Raw genomic sequence first — 18,088 nt, forward strand, 5'->3', positions numbered from 1 at the left:
AAATCAGGCTTTCGCCATCTAGCCCCAGATTTTCGCCCCTAGATCTCGGCTCAAGTGCAAGGGTTTTGAGGCTCTAGCAACCATAACCTTGCACTTCTCAGACGCAAAAAACGCTGGAACCTTCTCGCTGAAACAATTCCAGCCTTTTTCAGCAAGCCCGATGTAGCGGGTCATAAGCATCTGCGACTCAGGTGGATGCAGCTCCCAGGGCAGCTCCAGCGCAAGCGAAGCCGGCACCAACGTTAAAACAAAGCTCCCCAGGTTGCGATCTGAGGAGCTTTGCCGTTCGTAAAGGGAGTGTATATCCGGTCGAATTTTACCGGGAGCGGCGGATGCGATCTTTCCAGCTGATGAAGGAAAGGGCAATTGTCGCCGGGATGACCACAATGAGCGTACCAGCCAGCAGGCTGTAAAGGAAGTTAGCCAGAGACGGAGTCATGGGAGCTACAAACCTCGTTAAATGTAAAGTTCCGTTCGCGTTTATTAATTGATTTTAGAGGCTCTCCTGCCAAAAGTCAGGGTGTGTGTCGGAGAAGCTGCCGGCCGCGCGGCGGGCGCTAAAATCGATTCCGAGTACAAACGCTTACCGTCACTACATTCCGTCCGATGGCATCCACCGGTATCTTGCTTCTGAGCCTCAACCTCCTGTTCGGGTTGCTGGCGATCGCCTTTATCTTTCGCATCGTCCTGACCTGGTACCCTCAGGCTGACTTGCGTCGCTTCCCGTTTGTGTTGGTGGCACTGCCGACCGAACCGCTGCTGATTCCCGTTCGTAAAGTCATCCCGCCCCTCGGCGGTGTCGATATCTCCCCCGTTATCTGGGTAGGCATCTGTACGCTGTTGCGCGAACTGCTGTTAGGTCAGCAAGGTTTGCTGACGATGGCGTTGCACTAGTGACGCGCCAGTCCAAACTCTTCGGGTCGCGATCGCCGCAGAATGCTTCAAAGCTTCGACTTGGAAGGTGCCAACCGTAACTTTTCAGCTCGATATAGAATCCGCCAAAACACTACTGAAAAATAATCGGCGAAACATCTCGGTGTCGAATAACTCTGCCTTATGGCACTGACTTCAGGAAGCTCGAATCCACGAGAACTAATCCAGGTTGGGATTTTAGGCGCGTGAGCAGCGGTCCTCCTGTGTTGTTCGGAACATTACGGCAAGGTCCTGAGCCGATCTCCACCCTTATCCTGCTGTTGAGCTGAGGTTGCCGGAGCAAAGATGTCAAGCCCTCAACCCCTCTTGCAACTGGGTTTTGGCTTCAGTCACTGCCATTCATCTCGGTGTCCGATATTGAGGAAGCTGGATGTGATGAACGCCCTCCAAATTCGGCATGAAAGTGATTATGCAGATTTGATACGGCAGAGCTTCAAGCAGCTGACTCTCAGATCCAACCAATGTAGGGATGCCGAAGTTCAGCTTCAATACCATAGGTCGTCACCATAGGTCGTCCAACTTCTCAGGCAAAGCAAGTGACCCGTCCTTGATACGAACTTGCTACTCGAACGGATTGTCGTTGAAGATGCGGCCGACAGCGAACACCCGCCCAACGGGGTCGAGCACGGATGCCACAGAATCCGAGATTAAAGCAAAAATGCTGCGACTCACAACAATCGTGTCGTTGTTTTGCAGACGCGGATTCTCCTCGTCGTCAATCGGCGCGTCGAAATCTACGCTGTACTTCTTGCGCGTGACCGTCCCGTCGGGATTAAGACGCACTAGTTTCACAGAACCGCGGCGTGCCCGATTCGAGAACCCTCCTGTTGATATCAAGGCGTGACTCAAGGGGGTATTTGCAGGAATTTGGACCGTTCCTCTGCCCCGTCCCTCCCCAACGATATTCACGGAGATCGTTTCAGGTGCAAAGCTGGCCGTAGCGAGCGCTTCAGCTTCATCGATCTTCTGATTCTCAGCGCGCGGAACGACGATCGCGTCGCCGGCCTGTAGGATGATGTCTTGGCGGAGATCGCCCTCTGAGATGAGTTTCCAAAGATCGACCGGAATCACCTGCTCTTCGCCGGTACTCGTGAGTCGCCGGACCTCAACGTTGCGAACGTCGGCAAAGTTCGTAATCCCCCCTGCCTCACCAATCGCTACTGTTACGGTTACCGGGTTGGTCGGACTGCCGCCAGGCAGAGAAAAGGGACCGCGACGAAAGACTTCTCCCACCAGCGAGACTTCGATTGGTTGTTGCTCAATTGGGGTAAAACTCGCAGCAGATAAACGGCGCTGGCGAGCGAGGTTCAATGAGTCGAGGTCCGGAATAAAGATGCGATCGCCATCGCGCAACGATACATCTTGAGCGAGTTCGCTTTCTTGGAGTAACTTCCAGAGATCGACGAGGATGATACGCTCTTGCCCTTGAAAGAAACGCCGGATTTGGATCGCGCCGACATCTGCTGCCTGCGTCAGTCCGCCGGCTTGCTTGATGACGTCGCTGAGCTTAGGGAACTGTCCTTCATTTAAGGGGGAAACCGTATACGTGCCGGGACGAACGATCTCGCCCCCGAGGGCAATTCTAAGCGGCCGCGGAGTTGCCACACTGACGGTAACGATCGGCTGCTGGAGGACGGGTGTAAACCGTTCGATAATGAATTCTGTTGCCTCGGGGACCGTCAAATTCTCTACGTCAAATGACCCGATAATCGGCACGCTAAGCGTCCCATCCACTGATACCAGATAGGTTCCACTGTATTCGGGCACATTAAAGATCTCAACCCGTAACAGGTCTCCCGGACCGAGCGTATACGGCGACTCGATACGCTCGAATTCGGTTGCACTGGTCACCGGAAGTTCGAAGAAGTCACGCGGCTGCGTATTTTCATTTACTCCTTGGTCCGGAGAGGCAGGAAACGCTAGTGGCGATAGGCTCTGAGCGTGGGTGGTACTCGCGCTCGTCCACCACGCGACCAACATCAACCCCGATGCAGCTATCACTCGTCGTCCGTTCATCGCAGTACTGTCCTTGCTGGTGTCCGTTCTCTTGCGTCCTCGGGTATAAGAACCACTCGGACTACCTCAACTGCGAGCCAAGTCTAGCAGATCCAAGAAATCGCTCCCAACAAAAATACTAGATTCGCTTCTAGCGCCTGCTTGGCATAACGATGACGGCGCTTCAGACGCAACTTCCGATCGGGTGGATAGAATTTAGCGATCGGAGAGAGTCCGGCCGAAATCTTCGTGCTCTGCTATCCGGTGGATGACAGATTTGAGTGCTTCAAACCATCAGTCCAGTCTCTGCAATGAGTGCGAGATAGTGGCGTGCAGAACTTCCTTGGTTTTAGTCCATTTTGCTGGGAAATTTCGCGAGAAATTCGGGCTGTCTCAAAAAAGAAGCTGCCGAAAAAACCGTCAGTTAATTTTCGAATCGGGACCGAACTGAAGCGTATCGGAACCCGAAAATATTTAACTTATTCGATCAATGGCATTATAAAGATTCAAGCATCCCGAATCGTCCTGCCATGGTAAGCGGGCTAGTCACCAGAACAGGCGCTGCAATAGGTCGGGCGCGTAAAGCGGAGCAGCAGCAGTAAACCGAAGAGGTGGATAGACCAATGCGCGATCGCAAAGCCCCAGATCAGACCGGGCAAAGTTAAGCTAACTGCTAACGCGCGGTAGATGTCATTAGCCGTGCGTTGGTACCAAAGAGTGCTGCCAAACGCAAGGATGAGCAGAACAATCGGCATCAGCGGGAGCATAAGATCGGACCCCCTACGGTCGATGCAAAACGTTTTTACTAAGGTGGCTTATTATTGCCCCGATACCCTAATCTTAACGACTGAGCCCATCGGTGGCCGCGATCGCCGATACCGCAACTACTTCGAAGGTTTGCTCCAACGGGCGATCGCGGCAACGAGTTCCTGGGGTCGGAACGGTTTACCGAAATAGTCTGTCGCACCGAGACGTCGGGCTGTCTCGCGATGGCGGGGATTGTCGCGTGAGGTCAGCATCACGACGGGCAGATCTTGCCAGCGGGCGTGGGCGCGGATCGCCTGCAACAACCCAAAGCCGTCGAGTTGGGGCATTTCGATGTCAGTAATCGCCAGAGCGAATGGTTCGAGCGCCTGTTCGAGGGCACTTAAGGCTTCTTTCCCGTCCCGACAGGCAACCACGCGATACCCCGACTGCTCGAGTATGCGCTCGAGCGACCGCCGTATGGCTACTGAATCGTCGGCGATCAGGACGGTGGTAACCGATGGTGCGGGTGGGGAAGAGGGTACCCATGCGGGGGAATCGCCCGCGAGCAAATCACCGAGGTAGCTTGGGTTGAGCACTGGTACGATTTCGCCCGACCCCAGCACGGTACAACCAGACAAGTAGGGCGGGACGGGGACCGTCCCGTCGAAGGGTTTGAGGACGAGTTCGCGCTCGGCTTCCAGGGCGTCGATCGCGACGGCAATAGGCGTATCGCCAACATCAAGCACCAGTACAAACGCCGGACTGGCGTTGCTCGCGTTTGGTTCGGCGTAAGGAAGCAATTGAGCCAGCGAATTGACCGGAAGCCTGCGGTTTTCCCAGAGAATCTCGGGCAGCAGAGCCGTGTCTGGAGCAGCGCGGTCGTACGAGTTGCTGTTGGGGTTGCCGCTCAGGCTAATGGCTTTCAAAACCTGGCTTGACGGAATCGCAAAGGCGCGTTGTTGGGACCGACACAGCAACAGCGGCAGAATACTTAGAGCGACTGGCAGGGCGAGCACGAAACGCGTGCCGCGCCCGAGTTCGGTATCCACGCGCACCGAACCGCGCAGGCGTTCGACTTGTAAGCGCACGACGTCCAAACCGACTCCGCGCCCGGAAAGATCGGTGGCGGCGCGGGCAGTACTCAGTCCTGGTGCAAAGATGCAGTCGAGGATTTCGCGGCGGGACGGACGGTGGGTGGGTGGGTGCACCCCCCGCGCGATCGCTGCTTGCCAAACTTTCTCTTCGTCGATACCGCGGCCGTCGTCGGCGATCGCAATTTCTACGCGGCTACCTTGCAAGTTGGCACTCAGGCGGATAGTCGCAGTCGGGGGTTTACCGGTGGCAATGCGCTCGGCAGGTGTTTCGATGCCGTGGTCGAAGGCATTGCGGAAGAGGTGATTGAGTGGTGCCTGCAGCTGTTCCAGGACGACGCGATCGACGAGGGTATCCTCACCGCTGACCTGTAGGACGGCATCTTTTTGGTAGCGCTGGTTGAGCGAGCGGAGGGCAGTATCGAATTTCTCGACGCCAGTGCGAAACGGGATGAGACGCGCGTCGGTCAGGTCGGAGCGCATCTGGCTGAGGGCCGCGCGCAGATCTTCAAGGGATTCTTGGTAGTCGCGGTCGATCGCGTCGAGGTCGGCGCGGTTTTCCTGGACCTGCACCATAAGCTCCTGCAATTCCTGGAGCGGTTGGTGGAGGTCGCTGTAGCGATCGAGTTGCAGCGGGTCGAAGTCGTCGCGCGTTCCAGCCGTCCTCTCGCGATCGCCATTCGCGTCGGCGCGATTGACGCGCGCGTCCGTTGCCAGGAGGTCGTAGAGTGTCTGAATGCGGTCGTTAATCGGAGCAAGTTGCTCGGCACGGCGCTTGAGCGAAAGGCTGGTTTGCTGCAGTTGCTCCCCGAACAGAACAAAGCGCTCGTAGCCAACGAGTAGTTCCCCGAGCGTGTTGTTGAGGCGATCGAGTCGCGCGACCGGCATCCGTGCCTGCAACCCCGGCACGTCTGCCGGATGGGATGCAACAGACGACGGTGCTGTTGTTACAGCTGCAGATACAGTTTTGGCGACAGATTTTGCTGCCGTTCCCGGTGAAGATGCGGGCGATGCGGATTCGACCATTGCACTCAGGACCCGATCGCGTTGCTGGCGGACGTGAGCGACTGTCTTGCCGGCGATCGCAGGGAGGGCGGCCAGACGTGCCTCGGTTGCTTTGCTCAGCGGCAGTACGGCGGCACTAAGCCATTGCTGCTCGAGCGTTTCGCCGAGTAAGGCACATTCGTCGCAGAATCCCTGGAGCGCCGGGACGAGTTCGGCAACTGACAATTGCAACTGTAGGGCAGCGTCCGCGCGCTGCAGGCAGTCCTCTAGATCGACGGTCAGCGCGGTTTTGACGACGTGCGGGTAGGGTCTGGCACTACTGACATCCGCAGCCGCTAACTGGGGAGGTGGCGCGCTCGGCAATGCCCGGACGAACGCATCGAACTCCGCACAGATGGACGTCAGCGCGGGCGTTTCCAGCGGATCGTTGCTATCGGCGCGGGCAGCAGCGGCAAGCGCGACATCGATCTGAGCCACGCCGCGCTCGAGGAGGCGGTAGGCGGCATCCGGATCCGGTACGCGATCGAACGTTTCCAGCAGATCCTCGAACTTATGTGCCAGGCGACTGAGTTCGGGAAATTGTGCGATGCCCGCTCCCCCCTTGAGCGAGTGTGCCGCTTTCATCAAACTCGCGATCGCGGCTGCAGTATTTTGCCCCGTCTGTAGCTGCGCGAGACCGCCCGTTAATTCGGCTTGGTAGTCGGGCGCGTCCTCAAACAGGAAACAGTTGCGGGTTTCGCGCGCGATCGCTTCAAGACTGTTCGCATCCAGAACCATAATCTCGTCCTCCGGATTGAGCTCTCGTATCGATTACGGATGCGCCGACTGGAGCGTTGCTGCCTGCTCGTCTGGTCGGGAAGGTCCCTCCACGCGATCGCTCCCGCTCGTTCCCGCCACTGCGCCTGCTGGTGAGTCGTCGATCCGGAATCTCGATACCGACTGCTGCAGCTCGGATGCCAATGCGACCAGTTCTTGCAGGGCGACAGCCACCGTTTGCGACTCACCGGATGTTGTTTGAGCAATACCGGCAACTTGCTGCATCGCTCCAGTCACTGTTTGAGAAGTGTGTGCCTGAGAAACGGCACTGGCTGAAATCGACTGCAACAGTTCGTCCGCGGTCTGCCCGATTTCTGCGAGGCGGTGCAGACTTTGCTTGGTACTGCTGACCAACTGCGTGCCAGCAACCACCTCCTCCGTGGTCGCTTCCATAGTTTGCAGCACTTCTGCTGTCTCGGTTTGAATGCTCTCGACCACCTGTTCGATTTCTTTCGCTGAAGACGTGACTCGTTCTGCCAAGCGGCGGACTTCATCGGCAACGATGCGGAAGCCCTGACCGTGTTCGCCGGCGCGGGCGGCCTCAATCGAGGCGTTAAACGCCAGGAGGTTCGTTTTCTCGGAAATACCAGAGATAATCCCGATAATTTTTGAGATCTCTTGCGAGGACTCCGCCAAGCGCTTGGTTTTCTTAGAGGCGGCCGCCGCGATCGAGCGGATGTTATCGATGTTCTCGACGGTGCGGTCCATAGCCGCTTCGCCTGCTTGGGTAGACTCCCGAGTCTGCCGCACGATCGCCGCAGCTTCCTGTGCCGAATCTGCCACCGACTGTACCGAGCGACTCATCTCTTCGGCCGCGGTCAGCGCTGCCGTCATCGCGCGCGCTTGGGTCATAGCTTCACCCGAGAGAGACTGCACGGACCCTGCGCTTTCGGCGGCGGATTGCTGCAAGCGGTCGGTGGCAAGCTGCACGCGCGTTACCAGTTCTCGTAGGCTGTTGATAGTGGAATTAAAGGCGTCAGCAACAGAGCCCATTTCCCCTTCTTCAACGTTGGCGCGGACTGTTAAGTCGCCACGCTTCGCCGCTTCGATTTCTAGTAACAGCTGTAGGACACTCTGCTGCAAGCGCTCGCGTTCTTGGCGCTGGAAGTTAGCTTCTTGTTGCCGCAGGTTCGACTGCTCCAGCGTGGCAGCTTCCGAAGCGGTAATACTATCAGCCATCTCGTTGAATGATTCGGCCAATTCGCCGATCTCGTCACCGGACACGACCGCCGCGCGTGCGGCGCGATCGCCAGTGACAAATCGTTGGGTCGTATCGCGCAAGATCCCTACCGGGCGGGCAATCGCGCCAGCAATACCGCGCGCCAACAGCATGTCAGCCAAAATAGCTACGACCGCGACGCCGAGCAAGAAGAGTAGCGATCGCTGCAGTTCCTTGTTGAGGGCAGCGACCGACGTGCCGCGCACGAGCACGGCAACAGGCTCATTAGCATTGTTGACGATTGCCTGGGCTGCTACCGCATAGGTTCGATTGTCCAGATCGATCCAAAAATTGTCGATGAGAGAGGTCGGTGCGTCGATCGCGGACTGCAGAATAGTTGTGTCGTCAGGTATCGGAAAGTTTGCTTGCGACTCTATACTGGCTTCCTCGTTCCCGAGATCGGCTCGAAGCAGCTGCGAGGTTTCCAGTTCGAACATGTCGTCGGGCGCCACCAAATACACCGCACTATAGCCGTCTCCGAAAGACTCGTTGGTCGTAGCAGCGACTGGCAGCTTGACCACATCGCCCGAGACGAGCCCGCCAACGATCTCCGAGTTCGGCGCGCGAACTGGCGTGACCGTGTAGCGCACCAAAAAATCCGGTGCGTCGGCAGGATCGACACCTCGTTCGCGAGCGCGCAATTCAGCTAAGCGCGCGCTCGTGGCTGCAAGTTCTTCATAGGAAAGAAGCTCGGTAGTTTTGATCTGCTCGCCGGTTTTTAAGGCCTTCTCCACCAAGCCATTCGGGTTAAACTCGCTGCCGGGTGAGAGTTGGCCTGCATCGACCACAACGCGTCCGGACGTATCAACGAGTGTGGCAAACTCGATTTCGCGGCTCCAAATTTCGCTAAGCAAGATGGTTTTGACCGTCCCATCGCCGGCACTACCGCTGACAGCCGCTTCAACGATTGCCGTGTTTTCCGACTGACCGCGGAAGCCGAAGGCCATCTGGTCGATTTGGAGGTTGTAAGAAATCTCGGCAACCCCCAACTCGGAAACGCTTTGTTGAACGAGCCGATCGCGCAGGCCGAAATACAGCAACAGCGAACTAACACCGACTAGCGACAGGGATATTAGCTCGGAAACACCCAGCGTCAGCAGTTGTTTCTGACCGATAGGCAAATTGTTAAACCAACCGCGCCGCAGAGGTGCGGCTGGAGCGGGAGCGGCAGCCACTTCAGAAGCAAGCATCGCGCTAGGCTCGAGCGCTGCTGCATCAACCACCCCGTGTTCCACATCCAAGGCTTCGAGGGCTTTGCGCGCACTCGCCCCGAGCCCCCCGCCCGGATCGGCACGCGCAACCGACTGATAAATCCGTCTAGCAGCATCAAGTTCGCCAGCTTCTTCCAGGGCGTTTGCCTGTCCGATTTGGGTCACGAGCCGGTCGTAATCGAGTTCGCTGGGAGCAGACGCGGCAGCAGCTTGCCCGTTGATTTGTCCGTTAGGTTTTGGGGAATCGGAAGCGTTAGTCATCGGGATACCTGTGAGTAAACCGCAGGAGAAACGTGCTGGAGAGACGCCAAGATTGCATCGACGTCGATCGCGGCAATCAAACCGTCGGGCGTTATGCCCATACCGCTGACGAGCGGGCGCACGTCAGCTTGCAGGCGCGCGGGTGGCGGCTTAAGTTGCTCGCGGTCGAGCCCGACAACACCCCGCAGCGCGACAACCACACAGCCAAGGCGCGCGCGTCCCTGGCGATCGCCGAGGATAACCAGCGTCAACCGGTCCTGGGGTCGCGGCAATTCACTCGTCGGCGGTAAACGCAATAGCCGCCCGAGGTCGAGCACCCACAACAGTCGCCCGCGCTGGTTGAGAACGCCGAGCAGCGCGCTCGGTACACCCGGCAACGGACAGACTTCGCCGCGCGAGCAGCCAGTCACTTCCACAACGGACGCGATCGCGGCCGCTACGCGCACGCCAGATGCAAGTTCGAGTTGGAAATAATCGGTAGTAGGCATGGCAGTACGACAGAGTGGCAGCGGCGCTGCAGGCGGCAAGAAGTCGACGCAAGTGACGACAGTCTGAGGCTAAGGAAGCTGTTGGCGAACGACTTGGAGCAGTTCCTTGGGGGTGAAGGGTTTGGTAATATAAGCGTTCCCACCCTGACGCAGCGCCCAAAAGCGATCGAAGTCCTGATCTTTGGACGAACAGAACACGACCGGGATGTCGGCAAACTGGGGCGTTTCGCGCAGATAGCGGCACAAATCTAACCCGCTCGAGCCCGGCATCACGATGTCCAAGACGACTAAGTCGGGAGCGCTCCCAGCGACCAACCCCTGCTTGGCAGCCTCTGCAGAATCAAAGGGCATGGCATTATACCCGCTTTGCTGGAGCAGCGAGACAATCAAACGCTGTTCGGCGCGACTATCTTCAACGACGAAAACGGTTTTCATGGTGCGTCTTTCCCTCCAGATGCAATCGAATGCTTCGCCAAGCTTAGCAAGCGTTGAGGGTCAAACGGCTTCGTAAGGTAGTCGCTTGCGCCGACCATGCGCGCTCGCAGGCGGTCGATTGCGCCGTCGCGACCGGTCAGCATGACGATTGGCACTGCGCTCAATAAACTCGACTGGCGCAACAGTCTACATAATTCGTAGCCGCTAATGTCGGGCATGGTGATGTCCATCAACACGAGTGCCGGCCGTTCGCGGGCAAGGATGCTGAGCGCCCGCGCGGGGTCGGTCAGCCCCAATACGCGATAACCCGCTGCTTCCAGCACGAGCCTGACTTGGCGTTGAACGGTATGGCTGTCGTCGATACAGGCAATGGTGGGGCGATTGACTGCTGATGCAGTTGCCGAGTAGGGGAGAACGTCAATCGCTCCCGAGCGAATGCAGGGTTGTAAGTCACTCGCGATCGCCAGCGGGTCGGCTCTAAGCGCGCGAGCAATGCTGTAGAGACATTGTTGCTGGCGTAGGGCGGGGAGCAGCGTCCGAATGTAGTCGTCGTCTTTAGCAGCGTAGGTGAGCAGTTCGTGGTAGAGCTGCTGTGGTTCGCGCGTATGGAAGCGTTGCAGCGGTGACTCTACATCGCCGTGAAGTTGCATCCATCTCCCAACTGATTGCCGAACCGGAGCGATCGTGTCCGGAAGAGGCAGCGCAATCAAGATTGGATCGAGTCCCAGCCTCCTCGAGATATCTATTTTGACGGGCGGTAGCGCAGCGCAGTGAATCAGCGCTTCCTGTGTCACCAGGTACAACAAGCGACGAAGCTGCTGGAGCGACAGCACCTCTGTCCGCCATAACTTACAAAGGAAATTGTAGTCGGACGGAGCCGCTGCTAGCTGTTTGAAGTCGACAGCAATCCCGAATCGCTCGAGCAGATAGGGCAGTCGCTCTTCACAACCAAAGGCTGCTGTTGCGTAATGAATTTTCCCGGCGCCAACATAAATTTTCCATGCCGAAACGCCACACTTAGGATCGCCTAAGGTCACACACCCAGACTGACGCTTGGCAACGATCTCGTGCAAAGCTTTCATTGCTGCTGTGGCTGACGAACTAAGAAGTACATTCGCGGCGGCACTTGTGACAGCTGTCATAAAGAGCTGGGTCGCGAGCGAAAAGGTCTACGTCTTCTGCATCCCATATCACCCTATCCGTAAAAAAACGTACAGAAGTGTTATCTCGCTTACGAAATGCAAATATCATTCTAATCGTAAAGACGCATAGTGCAAATATTGACTTTAGCCGAATATAAACCACTTTGCTGCATCAACCACAACCAGCTTTAGAGAGTACCCGTAAATATACTGGACTTTGACAAACGATAACGTCACTGCAGTCGGCTCAGTAAGGTCATCAGTACCATTTAATAACGCTGGCTGAAGTTGACGCTGTTTACTTCGCTCAACGGCACCGCGATGGATGACTCTTCATCACCGGGGAGCTCTTACGAAACAGCATATTTGTCTTAGCTGTCCGACCTCGGGATTTTGCTCGCCGTTGCCCCAACTATGTCGGCGGCGCGGGCACCCGCGCAAGTCACCTGCAGATTATTTGCACACTCACGTCTCCTGGACTTAAGCAGACCGTAGCCAAGGCACCGGAAAATACTAAGCAAGTGCCGCCCCGCTCACAACTGACCTTGTGCCACACAGCTCAATCGCCTCAGTTTACCTTTCGACCCACCTCCGGCGTCTGGAACGCCGTAGTCAGCAGTGGGGGGGTGCTCGAGAAACCGGAAGGGCGCTCTTGCCCGAATCGTTGACAGTACAGCTGGTAGTCCTGGTGCGCCCGAGAAAGGTCAGCCCGCGGTCCCGGCAAGCATCAGCCCCATCGGGGCTCAGAACGGGTTGCTCGTGTCGTCGCGAACGCAAAAGCGCACCACATCGAAGGGTAGTTGCCGAACCGGCTTGGACTGGGTGCCTCGCAACCGGACCGGGGGCGTTTTGGGGCTGACATGGCTATGCGTTCATCCTAGAGTCCATTTCTTTTCTCTCACCATCGAGCTGTTTTTGTCCAGAGCCTAGTAACAGTGAAGATACTGAAAATGAATCCCCAACGGGTTCGCCAACACGAAGACCGGAAAGAATCCGGTCCCTTTGCCAGGATACTGATGAGTCAGACAGCTCTTGAGGCAGTGCTCATCTCTGCCGACGAAAAGCAGTGAAGTTAGGTCCAACTTCTCCAGATCGTCTCCACAACATATCAGTTATGCTCCACGAAGCAAGACAGGAATTTGCTCGAGCTCGCTTGGGTGGAAGCGATGCAGCGGACTGCAGTTCGGCGCTTCAGGTTGCTCTGGAATTCCTCTTAGAAAGACGGCTTGGAACAGTAGCGACTCTTCGTGCCTCTGACCCGTGACCTGTTTGTAGACTTTCGCAGCTAGGAATGATCCCAGTCTGGTCTGATCCCTTTGCGTTTGTTGAGTAATCGATCGATCTCCATTGCTGCCACACAACCATCTCCTGCTGCTACCACTGCCTGCTTAAACGGCGTATTTCGGATTTCGCCAATTGCCCATACTCCCTCTACGTTAGTCATCATCGTATCATCTACCTTTACACCTCCACCCTCATTAAGTGCTACTTGTCCGCCAATGAAGTCTGTGATCGGTCTCGAGCCAATTTGGTATACGAACACCCCCTTCACCGGCAAGAAAACTGGGTCCGCTTCTCCCCTGGTTTTAATCGAAACACCTGTAACCCCTGCCTCATTGCCTTCAACTGAAAGCAGGCGAGTGAAGTTCCAATGCTTCAAATTAGGCTGATTCAGTAGTGACCGAACATGGACGTCTTTCTGCTGCGGGTCCTTGTTCGTCAACCAGTGAACGGTGGATGCAAACTTCGTTAAAAACTGTGCTTCCTCAACTGCCTCTAAGTTAAGTCCGGAAACGACAACCTCTTTCTGGCGGTAAGAAGCACCATCGCGTCTTGCGCAGTAGCTTACGCCCCGTCCTAAAAACTCTAATTCACCCCGAATTGAAGCTTTGCGACCCATAGCACCCGTGGCTAGAACCAGCGCTCGTCCAACAAATACGCCTTCGGGAGTGTAAACTTTTTTCAATCCTCCTTTTGCCTCAATGCCGAATACTTGGGCTCGACGATAGGAGGCTCCAAAGGAGATAGCCTGCTCTCGCATTATATCGAGTAATTCATTTCCGCTGGTATGACCTACCACTCCTGGATAATTGGCAATCTTATTGGTGATGGCTAACGCTCCCACTGCTGGGTTCTTGTCAAGGACGACTGTCTTTAAATCAGCACGCGATGTATATATCGCACAACTGCACCCTGCTGGACCCCCGCCAACGATAACCACATCAAACCCATAAACTTCCAAAACCCTTGACCCTCAAAATGTTCTTCCTAGAGCTTGAGTATACATGAGTACCCTAGCTTCTTACTGGCGGACTTTTGGCGATAAAAATCGACGTGCATCGATCTACTAATGCAGAAGACGCTAGAAAGCTCGTGTAAGTGAGTGTTGCAGGCAGTGGAGTCGTTCGCACGGATCGTCAAAAAAATTGCGATCTCGGCAACACAACTTCAATCGACCAAGAAGTGGGTGTTAAGTAAAGTGGTTCCTGCTGCTGAGGCAAACTGTAAAGTAACTTAAATAGCTGTTGTTCGGCCGCCCAGAATGTGTTGCTCTAGGGTAAGATGCGCGGTTAGATACTTATGTTCAAGCAATGGTTTGTTGCAGGTTTCCCGTGCGCGGAGTTCTGTAAAGCCAAGTCCTTCCACCTTCCTCCCTAGCAATACTCGAAGCAAGGTTGGCTCCGAACGCGATCGCTCGTACCCGTGCGCCAATGTTTAACAGTGCTGAGTCACTTAACTGGCTGAATGTCAGAGAGAAGCGAATCGTAGAGCTGCTGCTTCAACGAGCAAGCGCGCCCAGACGCTCTTGCAAATCTTCCTTCACAGCCTCCCAGCTTAGTCTTTGCAATAGCGACTTCCTGGTTGTGAGCGAATTGCACTTTCTGGCTGGCGGCGTGGATAACGCTGGCGATAATGCCGTCAGCAAAAGCTGGATGCAAGGGCTTAAGCCTTAGGCATCAGCTTGATAGTAGTGTGCCGAAAGTAAGAGGGTTTTGTGGTGCAGCTCCGGGGATAGGTAGTGCCAAGAACCTTGCTGCAATGGGGAAACAGCGTCGGTTCATCAAGGACTACGACCGGAAAATAGCTGAGAGCGAAGCAGTGATTTACTTGACGAAGTTGCCGTTAATGCTGACTCGACTCGTGGTTTAATCCTTATTTTTACAGGCACTCTCTAAACTCATGCCAGAAATGGCTTTGGACGATCTGGAAAGAAGTCAAAGCAGGATTCTGCCTGGACATAGAAGCTAAATTTTTCTTGCAGAATAACTAGATGAATATTCGATACGGCGAGAAAAAACCGATCCTGCTTTGCGATCGATTTTTATCTTAGGCTATGTAAATTCTCGGAGTTTTCACTTCGTAGCTCAGAAAAAATACGCTTTGCAATCCGGGAGATTACGTATTTAGTTTGGAGACCGTTTATTCAGCTCTAAATCAAGCTCATGGATGCCAGTTCGCATCCGTTGTTTTTACCCTAAGATTTACTTGAGATTCGCTTGTTTCGATCGATTTCATGCAGGCTCGTAGAAGGGAAGACTACTGTGGTCATACGTATTAACCGCCGTCGGTTTCTGGGATATGGCATGGCAACTGCCGGCACCAGCATGTTGTTAAAAGCTTGTAACGCTAACAGCAACTCGCTAGAGGTGCAATCTGCCCCGAAGCCGAAACCTTCAGGCAGCGATGCTGGCATCCGCGTCGGGTTGCTGCATTCGCTCAGCGGTACGATGGCCATCAGCGAAACCGCAGTGGTCGATGCCGAGCGCTTGGCGATCGAGGAAATCAATGCAGCTGGCGGCGTGCTCGGAAAGCAGCTCGATGTGTTCGAAGAAGATGGGGGGTCGGACTGGCCGCAGTTTGCAGCTAAGGCAGCAAAGCTGATCGATGTGGATCGCGTGGCGACGGTTTTCGGTTGCTGGACGTCGGCTAGCCGCAAGGCGGTGCTGCCGGTGTTCGAGTCGCGCGATCACCTGCTCTGGTACCCGGTCCAGTATGAAGGGCAGGAATGCTCGCAGAATATTTTCTACACGGGTGCGGCACCCAACCAACAAATTGAGCCTGCTGTCGAATGGCTGTTGGAGAACAAGGGCACTCGAATGTTCCTAGTCGGCTCGGATTACGTATTTCCGCGGACGGCAAACGCGATCGTTCGCGAGCAATTGAAGGAGAAGGGCGGCGAGGTTGTGGGCGAGGAGTATTTACCGCTCGGGAGCACCAATGTCGCAGCAATCGTGACGGCAATTCAGGAGACATTTCCCCAAGGCGGCGTCATCTTCAATACCCTTAATGGCGACAGCAACGTGGCATTTTTCCGTCAGCTGCGCGAGGCGGGGCTCGGTCCCGATACCCATCCGGTCATGTCGGTCAGCATCGCTGAGGAAGAAGTCCGGCAGATCGGCGTCGAATACTCGATCGGCCATTATGCTGCCTGGAACTATTTCCAGACTGTCGATACGCCCCGAAACAGCCAGTGGGTTTCCGATTTCCAAGCGCGCTACGGCAGCGATCGCGTGACGACCGACCCGATGGAAGCAGCGTACATTATGGTGTACCTCTGGAAGCAAGCTGTGGAAAAGGCTCAAACCGCTTACGACATTGCTGCCGTTCGCCGTGCCGCGATCGGTCAGACCTTCGACGCTCCGGAAGGTCCGGTCACCATCAATGCCAACCATCACCTCAAGAAAGCTGTCCGCATTGGAAAAGTTCGCCCGGACGGTCTTTTCGAAATTGTTTATTCAGATGACCCCGTGGAGCCTAAGCCCTGGAACGATTTTGTACCGACATCAAAAGGCTTTAAGTGCGACTGGTCCGATCCGAGCCTTGGCGGTAAGTACCGCCCCGAAGATATCCCCGACAACACATGAACGCCTTGCAGCACGGGAGGGCGTCGGCAGATCATACGAAATGTTGCGGTTGCACCATCGTACCGCGATCGCCCGCAAGCATAACCGTCGTAGTAATTTCTTCGCGTCCAACCCGCTCATCGATTGCTGTTGACTGTCTCTGTGACTGTCAATAATTGGCTCTAAGTTACAGGTATGAAATTCTTTTGAACCTCCTCAGCAAAGGGAATGGGAGGTTCTAGCCGCCGAGAAGCATCAACGGTAGGATGAGGCATTCTGGCTTATCTCGAACTCGCCTTCGCTGACATGCGTCAACCGGACTTCATCATTATCGGAGCCATGAAGTGCGCCACCAGTTCGCTACACGAGCAACTGGCACGACAACCCGGCATCTTCATGACCGACCCCAAGGAACCTGACTTTTTTAGCGACGACCAGCACTACGCGCGCGGATGGGGTTGGTATTGCTCGCTCTTTGCTGCTGCCGCACCGGGCGATCTCTGCGGCGAATCCAGCACTCACTACACTAAACTCCCGACCTATCCGCAGACCGTCGGGCGCATGCACGCATCCCTGCCGGAGATCAAGCTCGTCTATATCATGCGCCATCCGATCGAACGCCTGGTTTCCCAGTACGCACATGAATGGAGCGTAGGGGCGATCGCCGCCGATACCGACATTAACGTCGCCGTTCTCAAACACCCCGAATTAGTCGCATATAGCCGCTACAGTTACCAGCTGCAACCCTATCGCGACACCTTGGGCCGCGATCGCATTCTGCCCGTCTTTTTCGAGCGTCTGCTCAGCGCCCCGCAAGACGAACTCACTCGCATCTGCCACTTCCTCGACTATCGCGGTACCCCCACATGGGCTGACCTCGACGCCCAAAATGTTTCCAAAGAGCGCTGGCGGCGCACCCCGCTCCGCCAGTTCCTCTTAGACAATCCGCTCTTAACAGAATTGCGTCGGCGTCTAGTTCCTAAAACGTGGCGCAATCGCGTGCGGCGATCGTGGACATTGAAGACTCAACCCAAGCTCGACCCACAGGTTATCATCGACCTTGAAAGCTTATTCGATGCAGACCTGGAAATCCTAGGGGAATGGTTGGGATTATCCTTAACTTGCTCCACCTTTAAAGAAACCGCGCGGACGGCAGTCCCAAACTGGGTTACTTAACACCCAGCCGATCGACGAAGCAGCAGGTCAATAGCTGAATTTCAAAAGAGCGGGCCCGACGAGGGAGCTCGGAAAGCTTAAGATGAAAAGCCGTTTTGCCGCCCTCCCCCTTCATATAATGAGTGCCCGCACGGGGCGGACATAGCAAGCGATCGCAAACTAGTACGGAGGTTGGAACCCTAGCGCGGGAAATAAGAATGTTAACTACGTGCTGCACCCACGACGGCAACTTCCTTGACTTCTTCTTCAAGCGATTTCACAAACTGCAGGCTCGGGAAGAGAAAGTGGTTCTCCTCCACGTACTGGGCGCCAAACAGCCCTTTCTCAGCCCAGAAATATCGGTCGGTAGTATGTTCGTTGCGACGGACGACTAGCAATGCCGGGGGAGCTATACCTTGTGTAGCGATGTACTTACGTGCTGCCGTAACCGGCTTGTCTTCCCCGCTCTCGATGTTGTATTGCGGGACTAGGGCGAGAATCTTCCGTCCCTCCTGACGACGACGGCTCTTGCGCTTGCGTTTCCTTGCCAAGTTCCTACCTCCTTTACCCTATGAGTTTGTAGTGGCGGTTACAAACTTCGCGAGTAGTATAACCAGACTCAACTGTAAAGATCAATCCCCTTGTTACAAGCAAGAACATTGTCCGTAGCGCCTGCTACAACGGAACTTTGAGAAGCTTAAGATAAGATGAAGCCAAAATTCACATCGAGAAATTTTAACAAATCG

Annotated in this window: 13 protein-coding genes; 3 read left to right on the top strand and 10 right to left on the bottom strand. The window is 55.5% G+C overall.

Features of this window, described 5'->3' with window-relative positions:
- Positions 1–316: 316 nt before the first annotated feature.
- Positions 317–439, bottom strand: coding sequence for a photosystem II reaction center X protein (gene psbX, locus KR51_RS13080; RefSeq protein WP_022608487.1), 123 nt, complete (start codon positions 437–439; stop codon positions 317–319).
- A 167-nt stretch (positions 440–606) separates the two neighbouring features.
- Between psbX and KR51_RS13085 the strand changes: the two genes are divergently transcribed.
- Positions 607–894 (top strand): YggT family protein, encoded by a 288-nt coding sequence (locus KR51_RS13085; RefSeq protein WP_022608488.1) that lies wholly within the window; start codon positions 607–609, stop codon positions 892–894.
- A gap of 600 nt (positions 895–1,494) precedes the next feature.
- On the opposite strand, the gene KR51_RS13090 is transcribed toward KR51_RS13085, so the two are convergent.
- The 8 genes from KR51_RS13090 to KR51_RS13125 all read right to left on the bottom strand — a co-directional run bounded on the left by KR51_RS13090 (position 1,495) and on the right by KR51_RS13125 (position 13,585).
- On the bottom strand, positions 1,495–2,949 hold the full coding sequence (locus KR51_RS13090) for a polysaccharide biosynthesis/export family protein (RefSeq protein WP_022608490.1): 1,455 nt from the start codon (positions 2,947–2,949) through the stop codon (positions 1,495–1,497).
- Positions 2,950–3,470: 521 nt separating this feature from the next.
- Positions 3,471–3,683, bottom strand: coding sequence for a hypothetical protein (locus KR51_RS13095; RefSeq protein ID WP_232214612.1), 213 nt, complete (start codon positions 3,681–3,683; stop codon positions 3,471–3,473).
- Between the two features lie 129 nt (positions 3,684–3,812).
- Entirely contained in the window at positions 3,813–6,548 is a 2,736-nt protein-coding gene (locus KR51_RS13100; RefSeq protein WP_022608492.1) for a hybrid sensor histidine kinase/response regulator, read from the bottom strand.
- Positions 6,549–6,581: 33 nt separating this feature from the next.
- The gene (locus KR51_RS20305) at positions 6,582–9,278 is read right to left on the bottom strand and encodes a methyl-accepting chemotaxis protein (protein ID WP_022608493.1); all 2,697 of its coding nucleotides are present in this window, start codon (positions 9,276–9,278) and stop codon (positions 6,582–6,584) included.
- The gene (locus KR51_RS13110) at positions 9,275–9,766 is read right to left on the bottom strand and encodes a chemotaxis protein CheW (protein ID WP_022608494.1); all 492 of its coding nucleotides are present in this window, start codon (positions 9,764–9,766) and stop codon (positions 9,275–9,277) included. The genes KR51_RS20305 and KR51_RS13110 overlap by 4 nt, the downstream gene beginning before the upstream one ends.
- A gap of 69 nt (positions 9,767–9,835) precedes the next feature.
- On the bottom strand, positions 9,836–10,201 hold the full coding sequence (locus KR51_RS13115; protein ID WP_022608495.1) for a response regulator transcription factor: 366 nt from the start codon (positions 10,199–10,201) through the stop codon (positions 9,836–9,838).
- Positions 10,198–11,283 (bottom strand): response regulator, encoded by a 1,086-nt coding sequence (locus KR51_RS13120; protein WP_022608496.1) that lies wholly within the window; start codon positions 11,281–11,283, stop codon positions 10,198–10,200. Before KR51_RS13120 ends, KR51_RS13115 begins: the two co-directional genes overlap by 4 nt.
- A 1,345-nt stretch (positions 11,284–12,628) precedes the next feature.
- Positions 12,629–13,585 (bottom strand): NAD(P)/FAD-dependent oxidoreductase, encoded by a 957-nt coding sequence (locus KR51_RS13125; protein ID WP_022608497.1) that lies wholly within the window; start codon positions 13,583–13,585, stop codon positions 12,629–12,631.
- A gap of 1,300 nt (positions 13,586–14,885) precedes the next feature.
- On the opposite strand from KR51_RS13125, the gene urtA reads away from it, so the two are divergent.
- Together urtA and KR51_RS13140 are read left to right on the top strand one after the other, a co-directional pair.
- The gene (gene urtA, locus KR51_RS13135; RefSeq protein ID WP_022608500.1) at positions 14,886–16,208 is read left to right on the top strand and encodes an urea ABC transporter substrate-binding protein; all 1,323 of its coding nucleotides are present in this window, start codon (positions 14,886–14,888) and stop codon (positions 16,206–16,208) included.
- 285 nt (positions 16,209–16,493) lie between these two features.
- Positions 16,494–17,363, top strand: coding sequence for a sulfotransferase family protein (locus KR51_RS13140; RefSeq protein ID WP_022608501.1), 870 nt, complete (start codon positions 16,494–16,496; stop codon positions 17,361–17,363).
- A gap of 200 nt (positions 17,364–17,563) precedes the next feature.
- Here KR51_RS13140 and KR51_RS13145 read toward each other — a convergent pair whose 3' ends face one another.
- The gene (locus KR51_RS13145; protein WP_022608502.1) at positions 17,564–17,893 is read right to left on the bottom strand and encodes a DUF3155 domain-containing protein; all 330 of its coding nucleotides are present in this window, start codon (positions 17,891–17,893) and stop codon (positions 17,564–17,566) included.
- Positions 17,894–18,088 lie beyond the last annotated feature (195 nt).

The sequence above is a fragment of the Rubidibacter lacunae KORDI 51-2 genome (genome assembly GCF_000473895.1).
Lineage (GTDB): Bacteria > Cyanobacteriota > Cyanobacteriia > Cyanobacteriales > Rubidibacteraceae > Rubidibacter > Rubidibacter lacunae.